Here is a 20,502-nt window from a genome sequence, read left to right as displayed (position 1 = left end):
TCAACCATGCGCTTTAGCCAGCAAAGGGCTCAAATCTAGGTGCTGAGACATGGCCTCGGCACTGGGATGAGCCAGATGCGGCACCACTCCCAATAGCGGTGCCTGCATCAAGTCTTTAAGACTGGCCAGGTTTTCATCGAAGCGGCTCATATCGGCTTCGGCGCGGTTGGCCACCCAACCGGCGATTTCAAGCCCATCAGCGCGGATCACTTCCTGGGTCAATACGGCATGATTAAGACAGCCAAGCTTCATTCCGACCACCAGAATCACGGGCAGAGCCAGTCCCTGCACCGCTTCCGATAAGAAACGCCCCTCCCCCAAAGGCAAACGCCAACCACCGGCCCCTTCTATCAGGCAGAAATCGGCCATGGCATACTGGGTAAAATCCAGCGCCGCCAGTACCGCCTCTGGGCTGATATCCAGGCCGAGATCGGCGGCAGCAATATGAGGGGCAATCGCCGGCTCAAAACTGAAAGGATTCATCTTGTCGTATTGCAGTTTCAGAGAGGATTCATCCATCAGGGCCAGGGCGTCCGGGTTTCTCAGCCCGTAAGGGGTGTTGTGGCAACCCGAGGCCAGGGGTTTGACCCCCAAGGTTTTCAAGCCATGCTCGACTCGAGCCTTATGCAGCAGCGCAGCTCCGACCTGAGTCTTGCCACTGTCGGTATCTGTACCTGTTACAAAAAAAATCATCGCTGAACTACCCCTACTGCCTAAACATCAATGGTTATTTTCGGGCCTGAACCATTACTATCCTGTATGTCAGCGGCAATCCCTTGTCTGTTCTTAGAACCTCGGCCTGCCCGTTAAGTGTATCCCAAAAACCCTTTCCCTTGAGCCCGGCACCTGAGTTTTTGTCGGCGCCGACTGAAGCGCCGACCCCCTTGATGGAGTAAAGCAATTCCCTGAGATTGGCAAAATGGCACTGGAAGGTGCGGCTTTGCGTGTGCAAGCTCTGCCAGGGATGCTGGCCCAGCGCTTGCGCCAACATATCCTCGGCTGCAAACGCCTTGACTCGCAGCCCCAGCGTCTGTAATTCGGGCAAACTGCCGCGGGCCACTATGGCAAGGCGTACCGAGCCGTCCGGGCGCATGACCCGAAAAATCTCTGCCAAGGCGGCCGGAATATCGCCGCACCACTGCAGCGCCAGATTGGAATAAACCGCATCAAAGCTGTTGTCGCCAAAGGGAAGCTGCTCGGCATCGCCACAAACAGCCTGATAATCGGGGAAGTTTCCCTTCAGCTGCTTGAGCATTCCGCTGGCGATATCCAGGGCGGTCACGCTTTGGGGCCTGAGCGTGGCAAAAGCCGTGCCCGGACCTGCACCTATATCCAGCAGTTGTCCTGAATGTGGGCAATCGTCCCAGTCAAGTAAGGCTTCGGCCGTCAGACGCTGCACCTTATTGTGGCGCTCATAAGCGCTTGCCGCCTTGGAAAAGCGCCCGGCGACATCCCCAAGCGGCACGGATTGCACCAGGCCTGTGTGACTGGCCAGAGGTTCGTGACTGATGTTGCTCATGCCATCAGCTCCGCCAGTGCCGAGGCCAAGGCCAGTATATCCAGCTCCCTGTGCTCGGCGCTCAGGGTAATACGCAGTCTGGCACTGCCTTTGGGGACTGTGGGTGGCCGAATCGCCCCCACCAGGAAGCCGCGTTCCAAAAGCCTTGCCGCCAGCGCCATACACTTGTCACTCTCACCCACCAACAGAGGTTGAATTGGCGACTCAGATGGCATCAAGGAGATCCCCGCCGCTTGGCAGCTGCGGCGAAACAAAGCGATATTGGCGTTGAGGCGCTCGAGCAAGGGCTCTTGCTGGATCAGCTCCAGGGCCCCGTGCACGCCCATACAGCAGGCCGGTGACAGCGCGGTGGAATAGATGTATTCACGGGCATTGGCCACCAGATAATCTATCAACTCCTGCGAGCCCACAATCGCCGCGCCCTGACCACCTAGCGCCTTGCCAAAGGTCACCAAGCGGGCAAATACCGGCAAGGGTGAAGACTCAAATAGGCCGAAGCCGTGGGCATCATCGAGAATAAGCGGGCTGCAGTGCTCTTGGCACAAGTGGCTCAATTTACCAAGCGGCGCCCTGTCGCCATCCATGCTGAACACGGTTTCGGTGAGCACAGCGCTGCCGGGATGCCGGGCCAAAAGCGTTGTGGCGGCCGCCATATCGTTATGGGCAAAACGCCGTATTTTGGCCTTTGAGTCACGCAGGCCATCTATCATGGAGGCGTGCACCAATTTGTCGGCAATCACTGTATCTTCGGCGCTAAACAGGGTTTTCATCAGCGCAGTGTTGGCGGCAAAACCACAACTGAACAGTAACGCCGCTTCTGCACCGAGTGCCCGGCACAGACCTTGTTCCAGCTTGAGATGCGCCTCGCTGTAACCTGAAACCAGAGGTGAAGCGCCGCTGCCGCAGCCATAGAGAGTTGCCCCATTGGCAAGCGCAGAGATGACCTTGGGATGACGGGCCAGGCCCAAATAATCATTGGCGGCAAAATCCAGCAATGGTTTGCCTGTGGCTTGGGCAACAGGATGCAATAGTCGCTCACGGCCGGACGCTGCGGCGAAGCAGCGTCTTTGCCTGAGCAAGCCGCCGCGCGCAAGCTCTTCACGGCGGCGGGCCATTTTGTCCAGCAATGAGGTCAAGTTACAGGGCTCCGGCGTCGTAAAACTGTCCCTGAGCCTTGTTATTGATAGCCTCTGCCTTGGCCGCGACGCGGGCTATTTCGGCGCCCTCTTCCTCGACCGTGGCGGCCTTGCCTTGCTCCGGGGTCAATCCCAGACGGCGGAACAGGCTCATATCGTCATTTTCTTCCGGGTTGGCGGTGGTCAACAACTTGCACCCATAGAAAATCGAGTTGGCGCCGGCAAAGAAACACATGGCCTGCAGCTCATCTGTCATATTTTCACGCCCGGCCGACAAGCGTACCCGCGACAAAGGCATCATGATTCTGGCCACGGCTATGGTGCGCACAAACTCCAGTGGATCCAGGTCGTCCAGGCTGTCCAGCGGCGTACCGGCCACCTTGACCAACATATTGATAGGCACAGAGTCGGGATGTTGCTCAAGATTGGCCAACTGTTGCAGCAAACCCGCCCTGTCGGTGGCCTGCTCGCCCATGCCGACAATCCCGCCAGAGCACACCTTCATACCGGCGGCGCGCACATTGGCCAGGGTGTCCAACCGCTGCTGATAGGTGCGGGTGGTGATGATGTCACCATAGTATTCCGGCGAGGTATCCAGGTTATGGTTGTAGTAATCCAGCCCGGCTTCGGCCAGCTCGTTGGCCTGGTTTTCGCTGAGCATACCCAGAGTCATACAGGTTTCCATTCCCAGGGATTTAACCTCCTGCACCATCTGCTTGAGATAAGGCATATCGCGTTCATGCGGGTTACGCCAGGCGGCTCCCATGCAGAAGCGGGTCGCCCCGGCGGCCTTGGCACTTCTGGCCTCTGTCAGTACCTTTTCCATCTCCAGCAGACGCTCTTTTTCCAATCCTGTGTCGTAGCGGGCGCTCTGGGGGCAATATTTGCAGTCTTCCGGACAGGCCCCCGTCTTGATTGACAACAGACGACTGACCTGAACTTCATTGGGATTGAAATGGGTTCTGTGCACGCTGTGGGCACGAAACAACAAATCATTCATCGGCAGGGCAAAGAGGGCTTCAACCTCTTCACGGCGCCAGTCATGGCGCAGCTCTGTATTGGACATATTCTGTGTTACCTGAGTCTGATCTATTTGTTGCTGAAGCCGATTTTGCCGATTAATCCATCGGGCTCCGGGTTCAGTTGGCTGCTTGAAGGCCTGAATTATTTTCGTTAGCATACCCGCGACACCCTCACTGTCAACGCCAACCAGTTGCACAGGTTTACCTTTGGTTAATATATGAGCATAGATTATCGTTTTGACCGTCAGCATATCTGGCATCCCTACACTTCCATGAGCCACACCCTACCCGTTTATGGGGTCAAAGCCGCCAAAGGCGTACGCCTGACACTGGAGGATGGTCGCGAGCTCATCGACGGCACCAGTTCCTGGTGGGCCTGCGTCCATGGTTATAGCCACCCGGCAATTCTCGGTGCCATGGAAGAGCAACTCAAACGCCTGAGCCATGTGATGTTCGGAGGGATCACCCATGAGAGCGCCATCGAACTGTGTCGCCAGCTCATCACTATCACCCCGGAACCGCTGACCAAGGTGTTTCTGGCTGACTCAGGTTCCATTGCGGTGGAGGTGGCGCTGAAGATGGCGCTGCAGTACTGGCAAGGGCAAAACAAGACAGAGAAAAACCGCATCATGACGGTCAAGCAGGGCTACCATGGCGACACGTTCGCCGCCATGAGCGTCTGCGACCCGGAGGGCGGCATGCACACCATGTTTGGTGACAATGTGGCCCGGCAACTGTTTGCCCCGGCGCCGAGTACACCCTTCGGTGAAGCCGCTAAAGCAGATGACATCGCCGGACTCGAGGCCATGCTGGCCGAACACGGCAAACAAACCGCCGCGCTGATCCTCGAACCCATAATGCAAGGTGCCGGTGGCATGTGGTTTTACAGCGCCGACTATCTCAAGGCGGCAAGAGCCCTGTGCGACAAGTACGATGTACTGTTGATCCTGGATGAAATCGCCACAGGTTTTGGCCGCACCGGTAAGCTGTTTGCCTGCGAACACGCCGACATAGCGCCGGACATCATGTGTGTCGGTAAGGCGCTCACCGGCGGCTATATCAGTCTGGCGGCGACGCTGTGCAGCGATAAAGTGGCGGCCGGCATAGACAGCTCCCCTGCCGGCGTATTTATGCATGGGCCGACCTTTATGGCCAATCCTCTGGCCTGTAGTGCTGCCCGCGCCAGCCTAGCCCTGCTGGCAAACGGTGAGTGGCAAGCTCAGGTCAAGGCCATTGAAACTCAGCTTAAACAGGAACTGGCACCGGCAGCGGTACTACCGGGAGTCAAAGCAGTGCGGGTGCTTGGCGCCGTTGGGGTTCTGGAGATGCACAAACAGGTCAATACCGCCGCGCTGCAGGCCGAATTTGTTGCCCGCGGCGTGTGGATCCGTCCCTTTGGCAAACTCATCTATATCATGCCTCCCTATGGTATCAGTGCAGAAGAGCTAAGCTGCCTGAGCCGGGCCATGCTGGAAGTGGCCGCACTGACGAGCGAGCAAAATCAAGATGACAGCGCCTTCGTCAGCCACGGCTGAATATGCTTAAACAGCAAAATGATAAACAGGTGAAATGTGTTATCAGGGTCTTAGCTTAGTTGCCACTACAAACAAAACCGCTTTCAGAATCTGTTATGTTAATTGTTGAAATAAACCAGCCATTCTTTGAATGGATTTAAGACTGACGCCGTGTTTGTTTCGTTTGGCACATTCACGTTGATGTGTGTTACTGCGCACATCACCAATCTGTTGAATATGCACTCGATAACCTAAAGCCCTCGCAGCCACCTGATAGGCCGCAAACTCCCACAGTGCCATGTTGGTATTATCACAAATAACCACTGGCACACCGGTTGCCAACGCCTCGATGAAGCGGCTCAGGTTGAGCTGGTGAAATTCCGGCAAACGGGCAATGTCGAAGCAGTAGCGGTTATTTTGGTAAAAGAAGCTGTCGGTTGAGCACAGGCCTCTCTCAGTGACATTCTGAGCAAGCCTCGCTGGTAGTTCCTGGATAAACTGCCGAACCCAGTAAGATTTGCCGCTGCCCGGCAGACCGCGCATGATGATCGCCAAGCGGCTGTTACCATCAATCGTCCCGGGGTCAATAACCTCCTTGAAGCCCTGGATATTACGCACACTTGAAATACCGATAGGCGGCTCAAGTAGGCTGGCATCTGTTTTGGGCTCAGGCATCAACTATGGCCGGTTTGATTGCAGATAGACTGACCGGCAAGGATACGCTCCACCAGTGCCGGGACCATCTCACTGGCCTTGCCTTGCAGATGAATTTGAAACTGGCTGTGTCTGTCTGCCGGCATCAGATTGACCTCGACGGTCAGCGCACCATGATGATTGGCGCTGTCGACAAAGCCGGCAGCAGGATAGACAGTGCCTGAAGTGCCAATGGCAATAAAGAGATCGCAGTGATCCAGCGCATCGTGAATTCTATCCATTCCCAGAGGCATTTCACCGAACCAAACCACATGAGGCCGCAGACGCTGCGCCGGAATACAGCAGGTACAGGTATTTTCAGGCCCGAAGGGTTCATGCAGGGTAAAGGTTTGCCGGGAGCGCGGACAACGCCCCTTGGAAAGTTCACCGTGCATATGCAGTAAGCGCCTGGAACCGGCTCTCTCGTGCAGATCGTCAATATTCTGGGTGACTATCAGCAGCTCACCGTCAAACTCCTGCTCTAGGCGAGATAGCGCCGTGTGAGCAGCGTTGGGTTCGATATTGCCCGCGTGCAGTTGCTGCCAGCGGCCATTGTAGAAGCGCTCGACCAACTCAGGGTCACGTTCATAACCTTCTGGGGTCGCCACATCTTCAATATGATGCTCTTCCCATAGGCCATCCTGATCCCTAAAGGTACGCAGTCCGGACTCGGCAGAGATCCCGGCGCCGGTTAAAACCACGATTCGTCGATGCATCTAGTGTCCTTTTTGTTTTTAGTCCATCCTGCCAACGATGAACAAAAGCTGCAATTATGCCTTGGTATAACCATACAAAAAGTATGTTTAAATTGCTTGTTTTTATTCAAATTTATGTCGATTATAGCCAAGTTGCCCCAGAGAAGTACCAAAAGCCAGATCAGAGGTTTAAGTTTTAGAACAGTACACATATAATGGGGTCTATTATCCACGGACGAACCTATGTGTAATATCAAGGTTCTGCAATCAAGAGATTAGCCATGACAGATGGAAATCAAGCGCTGAAAAAAGCGGGTTTGAAAATCACCCTGCCACGAGTCAAAATCCTGGAGCTGATGCAAGAACCGGAAAACCAACATATCAGCGCCGAAGACTTATATAAGAAACTGCTGGATATCGGTGAAGAGATAGGTCTGGCTACCGTCTATCGGGTACTGAACCAGTTTGATGATGCTGGCATTGTCAGCCGTCACCACTTCGAAAGTGGCAAAGCCGTATTTGAGCTCTCCACCCAGCATCATCACGACCATCTGGTTTGCCTGAGCTGTGGTAAAGTGATCGAGTTTTCCGATGAGCTTATTGAGCGCCGCCAACATGAAATCGCCATGCGTCACAATATCAAGCTCACCAATCATAGCCTCTACCTCTATGGCGTCTGCACCAACGACAAGTGCGACCACGGTGAAGAGTAACAGTTAATAAAAAACCAGCGCCAAGCGCTGGTTTTTTTTATTGCCGGTAATCCGAGGTTACCAATTCAAAGCCAGAGGCTCGCCCTTCTTCCTTGGGCAGGCATGGCTGAAAAGCGTTGGATCCGCATAACAAAGAAAACGGTTATTGGCAAAAAGCCTGAACAACCAATCTCCCTCTTCGGCAAACTGCGCCGGTGGCGTCAGGTTACCTACGTGTCCGGGCTCCAATCCGGCAAACTGCATCAGTTTGTCGGCATCCTGTTCACTGATCAACTGTGGATCCGCCGGTAATTTACCGCTGCCGGCAGAAAAACCATTGTGGACAAAGTACTGCTTCATCTTTATCTCCATTCCCTGTCGTTGGTGCATTCTGAGTGACTTAGATGTATGTCACTCCCGTATCCGTCCGAGAGCCTTACCGGCTCCGGTGCTCAGCGGTGAAAATCACCTGAGCGCTCCGGTTGATAGATAATCTCTTCAATCCGCACTTTCACTGTGCCGCCACCCGGCCCCGGCCACTCAATTTCATCCCCCTGGGCCAAGCCCAGTAAGGCGCCGCCGACCGGCGCCAGAATCGAAATTTTACCGGCACTGCCATCGGCATCTTTTGGATAAACCAGACGCAAGGTGAACTCTTCATTGGAGGAAGACATACGAAAACGAACTTCAGAGTTCATGGTCACTACATTGTCCGGCATATCCTTGGATGGCCTGATTTCCGCCCGCTCAAGTTCAGCCTCAAGCGCTTGATGGCCGGGAAAGGCGTTGGCAGGCAATGAATCGAGCAAACGCTCCAGGCGCTCCAGATCCACTTCAGAAATTACGATATTAGGTTGTGTACTCACAGCAATCCTCTACTTTTCAGAAAAGCCGCCTGAGCGGCCCCACATCGGGTCATCCCTTCCCCCATTGAGGGTTGACACCAATACCCAATAGCTGAAATCGCCCGATAGGCGTTTCAGACTCATTCAGCTTGATCTACGAGTTTCGAGCGCTTTCGCCCCCGAATTGCACTTCAGCGCCGCATCGGACGAACCAATACGGCGCTGAAGTCTTTGTTAACACGGCATCAATTCTCTGGTTCTGCCGAGATCTCCGCCTCTTGGCTGACGGCTTTCTCTCATTTCAGGCTGGAGTTCCAGATAGCAACAGAACGACAACCCCAGGGAAAAGATTAATAACAATTTGAATTTTTTAAATTTTTAGTGCATGAATACTCTGCATCACCCCAAAGGGATCGACTAGACCCAATCTAACCTTTTCCCAATCAAATATCCAGCCGGGGGCACCTGAGCTTCATCACAGCTACCAATAAAAAAGGCGCCTCTCGGCGCCTTTTGTGAGCTTAACGACTGTGCTTACCAGCCGGTCTTCTCACGCAGCGCGCTGCCGATTTCGGCCAGCGAGCGCACGGTAGTCACGCCCGCGGCTTCCAAGGCAGCGAACTTGTCGGCGGCAGTCCCCTTACCACCGGCAATGATGGCGCCCGCATGGCCCATACGCTTACCTGCTGGTGCAGTCACGCCGGCAATGTAAGAGACCACAGGCTTGGTGACGTTGGCCTTGATGTAAGCCGCCGCTTCTTCTTCGGCAGTACCGCCGATTTCACCGATCATCACGATGGCCTCGGTCTGAGGATCGTTCTGGAACATTTCCAGTACGTCGATGAAGTTGGTGCCAGGGATCGGGTCACCACCAATGCCCACACAGGTAGACTGGCCGAAACCTTCATCAGTAGTCTGCTTAACGGCTTCGTAAGTCAGAGTACCGCTGCGGGAAACGATACCCACTTTACCTGGCTTGTGGATGTGACCTGGCATGATGCCTATTTTACATTCGCCGGGGGTGATAACGCCGGGGCAGTTAGGGCCAATCATGCGCACACCGGTTTCTTCCAGCTTCACTTTTACCTGCAGCATATCCAGAGTCGGGATACCTTCGGTGATACAAACAATAAGCTCAATACCACCATCAATGGCTTCCAGGATAGCATCTTTACAGAAAGGCGCAGGTACATAGATAACAGATGCAGTGGCGCCGGTGGCGGCAACAGCGTCTTTCACTGTGTTGAATACTGGCAAGCCTAAGTGAGTGGTGCCGCCTTTACCAGGAGACACACCGCCGACCATCTGAGTACCGTAGGCAATCGCCTGCTCAGAATGGAAAGTACCCTGACCACCGGTGAAACCCTGGCAGATAACCTTGGTATCTTTGTTGATTAAAACAGACATTATTTGCCCTCCGCAGCTTTAACTACTTGCTGAGCAGCGTCGGTCAGACTTGTCGCAGCAATGATATCCAAACCTGATTCGGCCAGTACTTTAGAGCCCAGCTCGGCGTTGGTACCTTCCAGACGCACAACCACAGGCACTTTCACACCGACTTCTTTCACTGCACCGATAATACCTTCGGCGATCATGTCACAACGCACAATACCACCGAAAATGTTCACCAGAACGGCCTTCACATTGCTGTCAGACAGAATGATCTTGAAGGCTTCGGCAACACGTTCTTTGGTCGCGCCGCCACCTACGTCGAGGAAGTTGGCTGGCTTGCCGCCGTGCAGGTTCACGATATCCATGGTACCCATGGCCAAGCCGGCACCGTTGACCATGCAACCTACGTTACCGTCCAGAGCCACATAGTTCAGTTCAAACTTGGCTGCGTGGGCTTCACGAGGGTCGTCTTGTGAAGGATCATGCATGTCTTTGATCTTTGGCTGACGGAACAGAGCGTTACCATCTACGCCAATCTTGCCGTCCAGGCAGTGCAGGTTGCCTTCGGTGGTGATCACCAGAGGGTTGATCTCCAGCAGGGCAAAGTCATGCTCCAGGAACATGGTCGCCAGACCCATAAAGATCTTGGTGAACTGCTTGATTTGAGTTGGGTTCAGACCCAGCTTAAAGCCAAGGTCACGCGCCTGGAAAGGCTGAGGACCTGTGATAGGGTCGATAATGGCTTTGTGGATCAGCTCAGGGGTCTCTTCGGCCACCTTTTCGATTTCCACACCACCTTCGGTAGAAGCCATAAACACGACGCGGCGAGTGCCACGGTCGACAACGGCACCCAGATAGAGTTCGTTGGCGATATCAGTGCAGCTTTCAACCAGGATCTTGGCAACCGGCTGACCTTTTTCATCAGTCTGATAAGTGACCAGATTCTTGCCCAGCCAATGTTCGGCAAAGGCTCTGATCTCTTCTTTGTCGCCAGTGACTTTAACGCCACCTGCTTTACCGCGGCCACCAGCGTGCACCTGGCACTTGACTACCCACATGTTTCCGCCAATGCGACCGGCTGCTTCAACAGCTTCCTGAGCTGTGTCACAAGCATAGCCTTCTGACACTGGTAAACCATATTCGGCAAATAGGGCTTTTGCCTGATACTCATGCAAATTCATGATGATCTATCCGTATACTACGTTTTAAATCCAACCGGCCCCGAGGGGCCAGTCACGAGGTTATTGTCTGGCGGCGCTTACAAGTCCAGCAGCAGACGAGTTGGGTCTTCCAGCAGATCCTTAATAGTCACCAGGAAGCCAACTGACTCACGACCATCAATGATGCGATGGTCATATGAGAGAGCAAGGTACATCATGGGCAGGATTTCCACCTGGCCATTGACTGCCATTGGGCGGTCCTTGATGGCATGCATGCCGAGGATTGCGCTCTGTGGCAGGTTCAGAATAGGCGTCGACATCAAAGAGCCAAACACACCGCCGTTGGTCACAGTGAAGTTACCACCTGTCATATCTTCCACTGTCAGCTTGCCGTCACGACCTTTAATAGCCAGTTCGCGAACCGCTTTCTCGATATCGGCCAGGGTCATGGTATCTGTGTCGCGCAGCACAGGCGTTACCAGGCCACGAGGCGTGGAAACGGCGATGCTGACATCGAAGTAGTTGTGGTACAGGATGTCGCTGCCATCGATAGAAGCGTTGACTTCTGGATAACGCTTCAGCGCTTCGGTTACTGCTTTCACGTAGAAAGACATAAAGCCAAGACGGATGCCGTGCTTCTTCTCAAAGACTTCCTGATACTTCTTACGGATGTCCATGATAGGCTTCATGTTGACCTCGTTGAAGGTGGTCAGCATGGCGGTGGAGTTCTTGGCTTCCAGCAGACGAGTGGCGATAGTCTTGCGCAGACGCGTCATAGGTACGCGTTTCTCGCTGCGATCGCCCGCCAGGGTCACAGGTGCTGTGGCAGCAGCTGCAGCCGGCTTGGCAGAGCCTGACTTAACAAAGGCTTCCACGTCTTCTTTGGTGATACGGCCACCCACACCTGTGCCCTTGATTTTAGCGGCATCCAGGTTGTGTTCGGCTATCAGGCGACGTACTGATGGGCTCAGGGCATCGTTGTTTTCTGCCGCGGCTTCTTCAGCCTTAGGGGCTGCGGCTTCAGCCTGCTCTTTGCTCACTTCCTGACCGGCAACAGCGCCGGCGACGAAGTTGGCGATAACCTGTTCGGCCAGGACGGTATCCCCTTCCTGGAACAGCAGTTCGCTGATCTGACCATCTTCGGGTGCTACAACTTCCAACACCACTTTATCTGTTTCAATATCAACCAGGTTCTGATCACGGGAAACCGGCTCACCAGGCTTAACGTGCCAAGTGGCGATAGTCGCGTCGGCAACAGATTCGGGCAGTACAGGTACCTTGATTTCGATACTCATGGAAAGCTTTCCTTTTTATATAAATTTCTATTACTTCAGTTTTAATGCGCTAGTGATCAGTGATTCCTGCTGATGCGTATGCAACTCAGGATAGCCACAAGCCGGCGCTGCAGAGGCATCTCGGCCAGCGTAGCTGAGCTGGGCACCTTTTGGAATGGCTGCCCAGAAATGATGCTGGCTGCAATACCAGGCACCTTGGTTCTGAGGCTCTTCCTGACACCAAACAAAGTCGGTCACATGCTGATAATCTTTCAGGGCGACTGCCATCTCTTCGTGTGGGAAGGGATACAACTGCTCTACCCGCACCAAAGCGACATTATCGATATTCTCTTTGCGGCGACGCTCCAGCAGCTCGTAGTAAACCTTACCGCTACAGAACACTACGCGATCAACCTTGGCGGCATCCAGAGTATCGATTTCACCGATAACGTTCTGGAATTGACCGTTGGCCAGCTCGTCCAGGGAAGACACGGCCAGCGGATGACGCAGCAGCGACTTGGGAGACATAACCACCAGCGGACGACGCATTGGACGCACCACCTGACGACGCAGCATGTGGTAGACCTGAGCCGGAGTCGAAGGCACACAAACCTGCATATTGTGGTTGGCGCACAGCTGCAAGAAACGCTCCAGACGAGCACTTGAGTGCTCAGGCCCCTGACCTTCATAGCCGTGTGGCAGCAACATGGTCAAACCGCACAGACGGCCCCACTTCTGCTCACCGGATGACAGGAACTGGTCAATAACCACCTGGGCACAGTTGGCAAAGTCACCGAATTGGGCTTCCCAGATAGTCAGGCCACCCGGCTCAGCTGTGGCATAACCGTACTCGAACGCCAGCACTGAGGCTTCAGACAACACTGAGTCGGTGATGTCGATAGGGCCCTGCTCTTTCGCCACATGGCGCAGCGGCAGGTAAGTCGTGCCATCGTTCTGGTTGTGCAGCACGGCGTGGCGATGGAAGAAGGTGCCACGACCCGAGTCCTGCCCGGTGATCCTGACTCTTTGCTTGTCCTCGAGGATGCTGGCATAGGCCAGAGTCTCGGCAAAGCCCCAGTCCATCAGCTTCTCGCCTTTGGCCATGGCGACGCGGTCGTTATATATCTTGGCAACCCGAGAGTGCAGCTTATGACTCTCAGGCACATAGCTTATCTTGTCGGCCAGATTCTGCAGACGCTCCAGCGTCATACCGGATTCAAAAGACTCATCCCATTCGCGGTTGAGATAAGGAGTCCAGTCCACAGTGTGCAGCGTCATTGGACGCCACTCTTTGACCACACAATCCCCTTGATCCAGTGCATCACGATAGCTGTTGATCATGGCGGTGACATCGTCGGCCGCAATGCTGTTTTCGGCTATCAACTTGTCGGCATAGATCTTACGTGGCGTTGGGTGCTTCTTGATCTTGGCGTACATCAGTGGCTGAGTCGCGCTTGGTTCATCGGCCTCGTTATGGCCGTGACGGCGATAACATACCAATTCGATAACCACATCACGCTTAAAGGTGTTGCGGTAATCCACGGCTAACTGAGATACGAAAGCCACGGCCTCAGGATCGTCGGCATTAACGTGGAAAATCGGCGCCTGTACCATCTTGGCGATGTCGGTACAGTATTCGGTAGAACGCACATCCTGGTGGTTGGAGGTGGTAAAGCCCACCTGGTTGTTGACCACGATGCGGATAGAGCCGCCGACTTTAAAGCCGCGGGTCTGAGACATGTTGAATGTCTCCTGCACTATGCCCTGTCCGGCAATGGCCGAGTCACCATGAATGGTAATTGGCATCACCTGCAGGCCATCTTCACTGCCGCGGCGATCCAGTCTGGCGCGCACCGAGCCCATCACGACCGGGTTAACGATTTCCAGGTGTGAAGGGTTGAACGCCAATGCCAGGTGAACATTGCCACCAGGCGTTTCAAAATCAGAAGAGAAGCCCTGATGGTACTTAACGTCCCCTGAACCCAGCGTCTCATGATGCTTGCCGGCAAACTCGTCAAAGAGTTCGGCAGGACGCTTGCCCAGAATGTTAACCAGAACGTTAAGACGGCCACGGTGAGCCATACCCACGACTATCTCTTTGGTACCCGCTTCACCGGCGCGATAGATAATTTCGCGCATCATAGGCACCAGCGAGTCGCCCCCTTCGAGGGAGAAACGCTTGGCGCCGGGGAACTTGGCACCCAAATACTTTTCCATGCCTTCGGCGGCATTCAATCCCTCAAGGATCCGGGTCTTGACCGCCTTATCATAGCTGCCCTTACCCAGTGAAGGTTCGAGACGTTGCTGGATCCAACGTTTCTCTTCGGTGTCGGTGATATGCATATATTCGGCGCCGATAGAGCCGCAATAGGTCGCCTTGAGCGCCTTCACCAGCTCACCCAGTTTCAGGGTTTCACCGCCATAAGCAAAAGAACCTGTGTTGAACTCCCGCTCCATATCCTCGCTGCTCAGGCCGTGGAAAGCAGGATCCAATTCGGCAACTGTGTCGCGTTTCCACAGTCCCAATGGATCCAGATTAGCATTCTGGTGGCCACGGAAACGGTAGGCGTTGATCAATTGCAGAACTTTTACCTGCTTGGCATCCACATCAGGATCGGACACACGGCCAGTGCCTTTGCTGCGGCCTTCCTGTGCGAGAGAGCGAAAATAGTCACGGATCTTGGAGTGGGAAGCTTCGGGTACATCAGCAGAGGCACCGTTCACCGGAGGGAGTTGCTCAAACACCGCACGCCAGTCATCAGATACCGAGGTGGGGTCTTCTTGGTAGGCTTCATACATCTCTTCAACGTAGGTCGAGTTCGCCCCACTCAAGTGAGATGATTCGAGCCAGGCTTTCATGCTGCCTTGGTGCATTTCTTATCCTTTCAAACTTGATACACGTGCTTAGCCATATATTCCCTGCTTTGGCAGGGTCTCAGCCGCCCCTGGGACATCCGGATGTTACGGCCTTTTGTAGTCCTTTACATACAAAGAGCCACTTTCTACCCAGAGAAAGTGACTCCCCACGAGCCTATGTTGTTATTGGATTAAGCTCGTCGTCTTGCATTTATACAGCCCGCTTCAGCAGCATGGATTTGATGTGTCCAATGGCCTTGGTTGGGTTCAGGCCCTTGGGACAGACATCCACACAATTCATGATGCCGTGACAACGGAAGACGCTGTATGCATCATCCAGTTCGCTCAGACGTTCTTCGGTCGCAGTATCTCGGCTGTCTATCAAGAAGCGATAGGCGTGCAGCAGACCACTGGGGCCAACAAATTTGTCCGGGTTCCACCAGAATGATGGGCAAGCCGTTGAACAACAAGCACACATGATACACTCATACAAGCCATCCAGGTGAGCACGCTCTTCCGGTGACTGCAGATGTTCACGGGCCGGTTTCTTCTCATCATTGATGAGGTACGGCTTGATCTTCTCGTATTGCTTGTAAAACTGACTCAGATCCACCACCAGGTCACGCACTACAGGCATACCCGGCAGAGGACGGATTTCAATCTTCTTGCCCTTAAAGGTAGACACGGGCGTGATACAGGCCAGACCGTTTTTGCCATTCATGTTCATGCCGTCGGAGCCACAAACCCCTTCACGACAAGAGCGGCGGAAAGACAGGCTTGGGTCCTGCTCTTTAAGCTTGAGCAAGGCATCCAGCACCATCATATCGGTGCCTTCGGCCACTTCCAGGCTGTAATCCTGCATGTAGGGCTTGGTATCTACATCAGGATTGTAGCGATAAACTGCAATATCCAATTTCATCTTCACAACTCCTTAGTAGGTACGCTTCTTCGGCGGAAAGGCTTCACGTGTCTTGGGCGCCATGTTCACTTCACGGGTGGACATGGTTTCGCTGACAGGGTCAAACAGGCTGTGGCATAGCCAGTTGGCGTCATCACGCTCAGGGAAGTCTTCACGGCTGTGAGCACCACGGCTCTCGGTACGGAAGTTGGCGGCATAAGCTGAAGCGATTGCCGTTGCCATCAGGTTATCCAGTTCCAGACACTCGATACGCTGAGTATTGAACTCTCTGGAGTTATCAGACAGCTTGGCATTGGCCAGACGCTCACGGATTTTCTGCAGTTCTTTCAGGCCTTCGGCCATGGCGTCACCACTGCGGAATACCGAGAAGTTCAGCTGCATGCACATCTGCAGATCTTTACGGATAACCGCCGGGTCTTCGCCGTCTTTGTTGCTTTCCCAGCGATTCAGGCGCTCGAGAGACTTCTGAATGTCGGCTTCCGTCGCTGCCTTGGGTGCAGCGGTTTCATCTAGCGCTTTACCCAGGTGTTGACCGGCTGCACGACCGAACACCACCAAGTCGAGCAGTGAGTTACCACCCAGACGGTTGGCACCGTGAACAGATACGCAGGCGATTTCGCCCACGGCGAACAGGCCCTTGATATCTTCTTCAGTCCCATCGGCGTTCTTGTGGATCACCTGACCGGATACCTTAGTTGGCAAACCACCCATCATATAGTGACAGGTTGGGATAACCGGAATTGGGCCATCGGCGGGATCTATATGAGCAAAGGTACGGGACAGCTCACATACACCAGGTAGACGCGCTTCCAAGGTTTCTTTGCCCAGATGGTCCAGCTTCAGCTTCAGGTGTGGGCCCATAGGACCTTCACAACCGCGGCCTTCACGAATCTCTGTCATCATGGAGCGGGCAACCACGTCGCGTGAAGCCAGGTCTTTGGCGTTGGGCGCATAGCGCTCCATAAAGCGCTCGCCATCTTTATTGAGCAGGTAACCGCCCTCACCACGACAACCTTCAGTTACCAGAACACCGGCACCGGCGATACCGGTTGGGTGGAACTGCCACATTTCCATGTCTTGCAGCTGAACCCCAGCACGGGCAGCCATACCAACGCCATCACCTGTGTTGATGTGGGCATTGGTGGTAGAAGCAAAGATGCGACCGGCACCGCCGGTAGCCAATACCGTGGCCTTGGCTTTGAAGTAAACAATTTCGCCGGTTTCAATTTCGATTGCAGTACAACCTACGATGGCACCGTCTTCGTTTTTAACCAGATCCAGGGCATACCACTCGGAGAATACCTGAGTCTTATTCTTGACGTTCTGCTGGTACAAGCAGTGCAGCAGCGCGTGGCCGGTACGGTCAGCCGCAGCAGCGGTACGAGCGGCCTGCTCACCACCGAAATTCTTGGATTGACCGCCGAATGGGCGCTGATAAATAGTACCGTTTTCGAAGCGTGAGAATGGCAGTCCCATCTGCTCCAACTCGATAACCGCTTCGGGTCCGGTCTGACACATGTACTCGATGGCATCCTGGTCGCCGATGAAGTCGGAACCTTTTACCGTATCGTACATATGGTGTTCCCAGTTGTCCTCGTGGGCATTACCCAGAGCAACTGTGATCCCACCCTGGGCCGAAACCGTGTGAGAACGTGTAGGAAAAACCTTGGACAAGAGCGCACAGCTCTTGCCTTCTTGAGAAATCTGCAGTGCTGCGCGCATGCCGGCACCACCGGCACCAATCACGACAGCATCAAACTCGCGTACTGGAATAGCCACTTAAACACCCCACACTATTACTATGCCTACCGCCAGATAAACAAAGGCAGTCACGACAAAGACAAACTGTAAAACCCCACGCAGTGCTACGTTTTTGACGTAGTCTGTCAGTACCTGCCAAGTACCGATCCAGGCATGGATCAGCAACGCAATCAGCGCCAGCAGGGTAAAGACTTTCATCGGCAGGGAAGCAAACAACCCATGCCAAACGTCGTAGGTGAGAGGTGAACTGCAAGCGGCAAATCCGACCAGGAATATAGTGTAAACGGCCAGAATGACGGCGCTTGCGCGTAATAGGATGAAATCATGAACACCACTGCGTCCAAAACTCGCTGCATTGGTTACCATACCCAGATCCCCGCTAATACAGAAAACACTGCGGTCAGGACAAATACCGCCTTGGCCGATGCATTACCCGATGTTAACTCCTCCCAGCGACCGGTATCCATTACCAGGTGACGCAAGCCGCCCAGCAGGTGGTAAACCAGTGCGGTCAGAATACCCCAAAGGATAAACTTCATCACTAAGTTATCTAACAAGGATTGTACGCCTTGGAAACTCTCGGCCGACGCCAGCGAGGCGTTCAATAACCAGAGGAGTATCCCAACAGCGAACAGCATGATGACACCGGACACCCGGTGCAGAATGGACACAATTGCAGTCGCCGGGAAGCGAATGGTCTGCAGATCTAAATGGACAGGTCTTTGCTTTTTCACGTTCTGCTCACTCAGCTCCATTGAGCATTTTTTTGTTATGTGAACCGATATTGCTCTTACACAGTTTTGTGACAAGCATCACGGTGAAGGGTTTCACAAGAGAAAGTTAAAACAAAAAGCCAACTTGTTGACAACACACAGAATTAGTTAATTAGTGATATGCTAACCAAGCCCGCTATTTAGCAGCTCTCGCGAGCCGCAGCAAGTATACTCTTCGAAAATGTCAAATACAAACATCACATTATCTAGATTTAGTTTTTGGGTGCATTTTCCCTGATAAGTCCCAGTGTTATCAGGGAAATTGGTCTTACCTATACCATGGTCTAACGAATTTAAACGCTTATTTAAATTGAAATGTGATCTAGATTGGCTGTAAAGTAATGGCGATTTGACATTCCGCACTCACATAAGAATGAAGTAAGGAGAACGGGGTATGGCTGATTTGAAAGCCACTTTGGAATTACCAGGGAACGACTCGATTGAACTGCCAGTGAAACAAGGAACTGCAGGTTTCGACGTAATCGACATCAGTAAGCTCGGCAGTAAAGGCTACTTTACCTTTGATCCAGGATTTCTCGCGACAGCCTCCTGTGAATCAGCAATTACCTATATCGATGGCGCACAGGGCGTATTGTTGCACCGTGGCTATCCGATAGATCAACTGGCAACAGAATCCAATTATTTGGATCTCTGTTACCTGCTGTTGTATGGCGAACTGCCCACCAAGGCAGAGTATGAGAAATTCGCCTACACGGTTAAAACTCACACTATGGTGCATGAGCAGTTGGCCTTCTTCTTCAGAGGCTTCCGTCGTGACGCTCATCCAATGGCCATGCTCTGTGGCGTAACAGGAGCCCTGTCCTCTTTCTATCAGGACTCTCTGGATGTCAACGATGCCCGTCATCGTGAAATCGCCGCCTTCCGGCTGGTTTCCAAGATGCCGACCATTGCTGCCATGTGCTACAAATACTCTACCGGTCAGCCGTTCGTATACCCACGCAACGACCTGAGCTACGCCGGTAACTTCCTGTCGATGATGTTCGCGGTACCTTGTGAAGAATACAAGGTGAACCCAATCGTTGAACGTGCCATTGATCGCATCTTTATCCTGCATGCCGATCACGAACAGAACGCTTCAACCTCTACCGTGCGTCTGGCAGGTTCTTCGGGTGCCAACCCATTTGCCTGTATCGCCGCCGGTATCGCCTCGCTGTGGGGACCTGCCCATGGTGGTGCCAACGAAGCTTGTCTGCGTATGCTGGAAGAAATCGGCACTGTGGATCGTATTCCTGAGTTTATCGAACGCGCCAAAGACAAGGATGATCCTTTCCGACTGATGGGCTTCGGTCACCGGGTTTACAAGAACTTCGATCCGCGCGCCAAAGTGATGCGTGAAACCTGTCACGAAGTATTGGCTGAACTCAAGGTTAACGACCCTCTGATGGATGTTGCCATGGAACTTGAGCGGATCGCGCTGGAAGATGAATACTTCATCTCCAAGAAGCTCTATCCAAACGTCGACTTCTACTCGGGTATCATCATGAAGGCGATTGGTATTCCAACCTCCATGTTTACCGTTATCTTTGCCCTGGCCCGCACTGTTGGCTGGATTGCTCACTGGAAAGAGATGCTGGATCAGCCTGGTCACAAGATCAGCCGTCCACGTCAGCTCTACACAGGTGCCACATCCCGCGACTTCGTGGAACTGGACAAACGCTGAGTTTGACAACGTGTAAGTCTCACTCATTGAAAAAGGCGCCTTGGCGCCTTTTTTGTGTTCAAGCATGTAGTGTGATCAAGGGTAAACTCGCCCGGCTGCGCTTTCGATAACAGGATGCTAACTTTGTTCTGAAAAATGGCCCTCGCCTAACCCACTATCTCTTAAGCTCACTTGCTGTTGTCTCACCTCTCAAAAGCCGGTTCACCCGGTAAAGCCGCATCCTGTACAACTCTTAATGCCACTAATCTTAATGCCACCAACCCTTAGTGGGCGCTTCATGTTAGCAAGCCTCAATAGCGCCGCCTTTAGCGAATGAGTGCCCCCCTCGCTTGCCGTGAACTGTATTACACCGTCAGCGCAGTGCGGTCACTTCCCTGGCCTCAACTCAGCCGCTTGCGCAGACGCTATACTGAGCAGCATTGGTAAAAAACATCACAAAATAAACTTTTTTGCTACATCGGCATCAAACACCTCAATAAGGTAGACACCAAAATATAATTACTCTTTGTTTTAAAAGGAAATTCAAAATTGGCATTGGTTTTGCTTTATCGCAACAAAGATCAAGATAAG

At 53.4% G+C, this 20,502-nt stretch carries 19 protein-coding genes; 3 read left to right on the top strand and 16 right to left on the bottom strand.

Annotated features, from left to right (window positions below; all coding sequences use genetic code 11):
• From bioD to bioB, 4 genes are read right to left on the bottom strand one after another with little or no spacing between them, the layout of a single operon-like run.
• Positions 1 to 690, bottom strand: coding sequence for a dethiobiotin synthase (gene bioD, locus K5621_RS07995; protein ID WP_221051153.1), 690 nt, complete (start codon positions 688 to 690; stop codon positions 1 to 3).
• Between the two features lie 37 nt (positions 691 to 727).
• Positions 728 to 1,519 (bottom strand): methyltransferase domain-containing protein, encoded by a 792-nt coding sequence (locus tag K5621_RS07990; protein ID WP_221050871.1) that lies wholly within the window; start codon positions 1,517 to 1,519, stop codon positions 728 to 730.
• Positions 1,516 to 2,655, bottom strand: a complete 1,140-nt coding sequence (locus tag K5621_RS07985; protein WP_245003150.1) for an aminotransferase class I/II-fold pyridoxal phosphate-dependent enzyme — start codon at positions 2,653 to 2,655, stop codon at positions 1,516 to 1,518. Before K5621_RS07985 ends, K5621_RS07990 begins: the two co-directional genes overlap by 4 nt.
• Position 2,656: 1 nt before the next feature.
• The gene (bioB, locus tag K5621_RS07980; protein ID WP_039032871.1) at positions 2,657 to 3,721 is read right to left on the bottom strand and encodes a biotin synthase BioB; all 1,065 of its coding nucleotides are present in this window, start codon (positions 3,719 to 3,721) and stop codon (positions 2,657 to 2,659) included.
• Positions 3,722 to 3,895: 174 nt separating this feature from the next.
• On the opposite strand from bioB, the gene bioA reads away from it, so the two are divergent.
• Positions 3,896 to 5,212: an adenosylmethionine--8-amino-7-oxononanoate transaminase gene (bioA, locus tag K5621_RS07975; RefSeq protein ID WP_221050870.1), complete on the top strand. Its 1,317-nt coding sequence runs from the start codon at positions 3,896 to 3,898 to the stop codon at positions 5,210 to 5,212.
• 93 nt (positions 5,213 to 5,305) lie between these two features.
• Here the strand turns inward: bioA and K5621_RS07970 are convergent, their stop codons facing one another.
• Both K5621_RS07970 and cobB read right to left on the bottom strand, forming a co-directional pair.
• Positions 5,306 to 5,734: an AAA family ATPase gene (locus tag K5621_RS07970; RefSeq protein ID WP_229671837.1), complete on the bottom strand. Its 429-nt coding sequence runs from the start codon at positions 5,732 to 5,734 to the stop codon at positions 5,306 to 5,308.
• 131 nt (positions 5,735 to 5,865) lie between these two features.
• A complete protein-coding gene (gene cobB, locus K5621_RS07965; RefSeq protein ID WP_100142386.1) occupies positions 5,866 to 6,600 on the bottom strand; it encodes a Sir2 family NAD+-dependent deacetylase in 735 nt (244 codons plus the stop codon).
• Positions 6,601 to 6,860: 260 nt separating this feature from the next.
• Between cobB and fur the strand changes: the two genes are divergently transcribed.
• Positions 6,861 to 7,292: a ferric iron uptake transcriptional regulator gene (fur, locus tag K5621_RS07960; protein ID WP_100142385.1), complete on the top strand. Its 432-nt coding sequence runs from the start codon at positions 6,861 to 6,863 to the stop codon at positions 7,290 to 7,292.
• A 57-nt stretch (positions 7,293 to 7,349) separates the two neighbouring features.
• Here fur and K5621_RS07955 read toward each other — a convergent pair whose 3' ends face one another.
• The 10 genes from K5621_RS07955 to sdhC all read right to left on the bottom strand — a co-directional run bounded on the left by K5621_RS07955 (position 7,350) and on the right by sdhC (position 18,233).
• Positions 7,350 to 7,631 (bottom strand): hypothetical protein, encoded by a 282-nt coding sequence (locus K5621_RS07955; protein ID WP_100142384.1) that lies wholly within the window; start codon positions 7,629 to 7,631, stop codon positions 7,350 to 7,352.
• A 92-nt stretch (positions 7,632 to 7,723) separates the two neighbouring features.
• The gene (gene rnk, locus K5621_RS07950) at positions 7,724 to 8,137 is read right to left on the bottom strand and encodes a nucleoside diphosphate kinase regulator (RefSeq protein WP_100142383.1); all 414 of its coding nucleotides are present in this window, start codon (positions 8,135 to 8,137) and stop codon (positions 7,724 to 7,726) included.
• Between the two features lie 513 nt (positions 8,138 to 8,650).
• Positions 8,651 to 9,523 carry a succinate--CoA ligase subunit alpha gene (gene sucD, locus K5621_RS07945; RefSeq protein WP_025011011.1) on the bottom strand — a complete coding sequence of 291 codons (873 nt, stop codon included), beginning with the start codon at positions 9,521 to 9,523 and terminating at the stop codon, positions 8,651 to 8,653.
• Positions 9,523 to 10,689 carry an ADP-forming succinate--CoA ligase subunit beta gene (gene sucC / locus K5621_RS07940; RefSeq protein ID WP_039032727.1) on the bottom strand — a complete coding sequence of 389 codons (1,167 nt, stop codon included), beginning with the start codon at positions 10,687 to 10,689 and terminating at the stop codon, positions 9,523 to 9,525. Before sucC ends, sucD begins: the two co-directional genes overlap by 1 nt.
• A gap of 77 nt (positions 10,690 to 10,766) precedes the next feature.
• Positions 10,767 to 11,963 (bottom strand): 2-oxoglutarate dehydrogenase complex dihydrolipoyllysine-residue succinyltransferase, encoded by a 1,197-nt coding sequence (gene odhB, locus K5621_RS07935; protein WP_221050868.1) that lies wholly within the window; start codon positions 11,961 to 11,963, stop codon positions 10,767 to 10,769.
• 30 nt (positions 11,964 to 11,993) lie between these two features.
• Positions 11,994 to 14,816: a 2-oxoglutarate dehydrogenase E1 component gene (gene sucA / locus K5621_RS07930; protein WP_221050867.1), complete on the bottom strand. Its 2,823-nt coding sequence runs from the start codon at positions 14,814 to 14,816 to the stop codon at positions 11,994 to 11,996.
• A gap of 193 nt (positions 14,817 to 15,009) precedes the next feature.
• Positions 15,010 to 15,717, bottom strand: coding sequence for a succinate dehydrogenase iron-sulfur subunit (locus K5621_RS07925; RefSeq protein WP_045282660.1), 708 nt, complete (start codon positions 15,715 to 15,717; stop codon positions 15,010 to 15,012).
• A 12-nt stretch (positions 15,718 to 15,729) separates the two neighbouring features.
• Entirely contained in the window at positions 15,730 to 17,496 is a 1,767-nt protein-coding gene (gene sdhA, locus K5621_RS07920; protein ID WP_221050866.1) for a succinate dehydrogenase flavoprotein subunit, read from the bottom strand.
• Positions 17,497 to 17,844 (bottom strand): succinate dehydrogenase, hydrophobic membrane anchor protein, encoded by a 348-nt coding sequence (sdhD, locus tag K5621_RS07915; RefSeq protein WP_100142380.1) that lies wholly within the window; start codon positions 17,842 to 17,844, stop codon positions 17,497 to 17,499. It lies immediately after the preceding gene.
• A complete protein-coding gene (gene sdhC / locus K5621_RS07910; protein ID WP_221050865.1) occupies positions 17,838 to 18,233 on the bottom strand; it encodes a succinate dehydrogenase cytochrome b556 subunit in 396 nt (131 codons plus the stop codon). The genes sdhD and sdhC overlap by 7 nt, the downstream gene beginning before the upstream one ends.
• A gap of 412 nt (positions 18,234 to 18,645) precedes the next feature.
• Here sdhC and K5621_RS07905 point away from each other — a divergent pair, with 412 nt between their 5' ends.
• Positions 18,646 to 19,932, top strand: coding sequence for a citrate synthase (locus K5621_RS07905; RefSeq protein WP_100142378.1), 1,287 nt, complete (start codon positions 18,646 to 18,648; stop codon positions 19,930 to 19,932).
• Positions 19,933 to 20,502: the final 570 nt, after the last annotated feature.

The organism is Shewanella carassii, assembly GCF_019670705.1.
Taxonomy (GTDB): Bacteria; Pseudomonadota; Gammaproteobacteria; order Enterobacterales; family Shewanellaceae; genus Shewanella; species Shewanella carassii.
The sequence above is the reverse complement of the archived record's forward strand: the minus strand, read 5'-3'. Positions and strand labels throughout refer to the sequence as shown.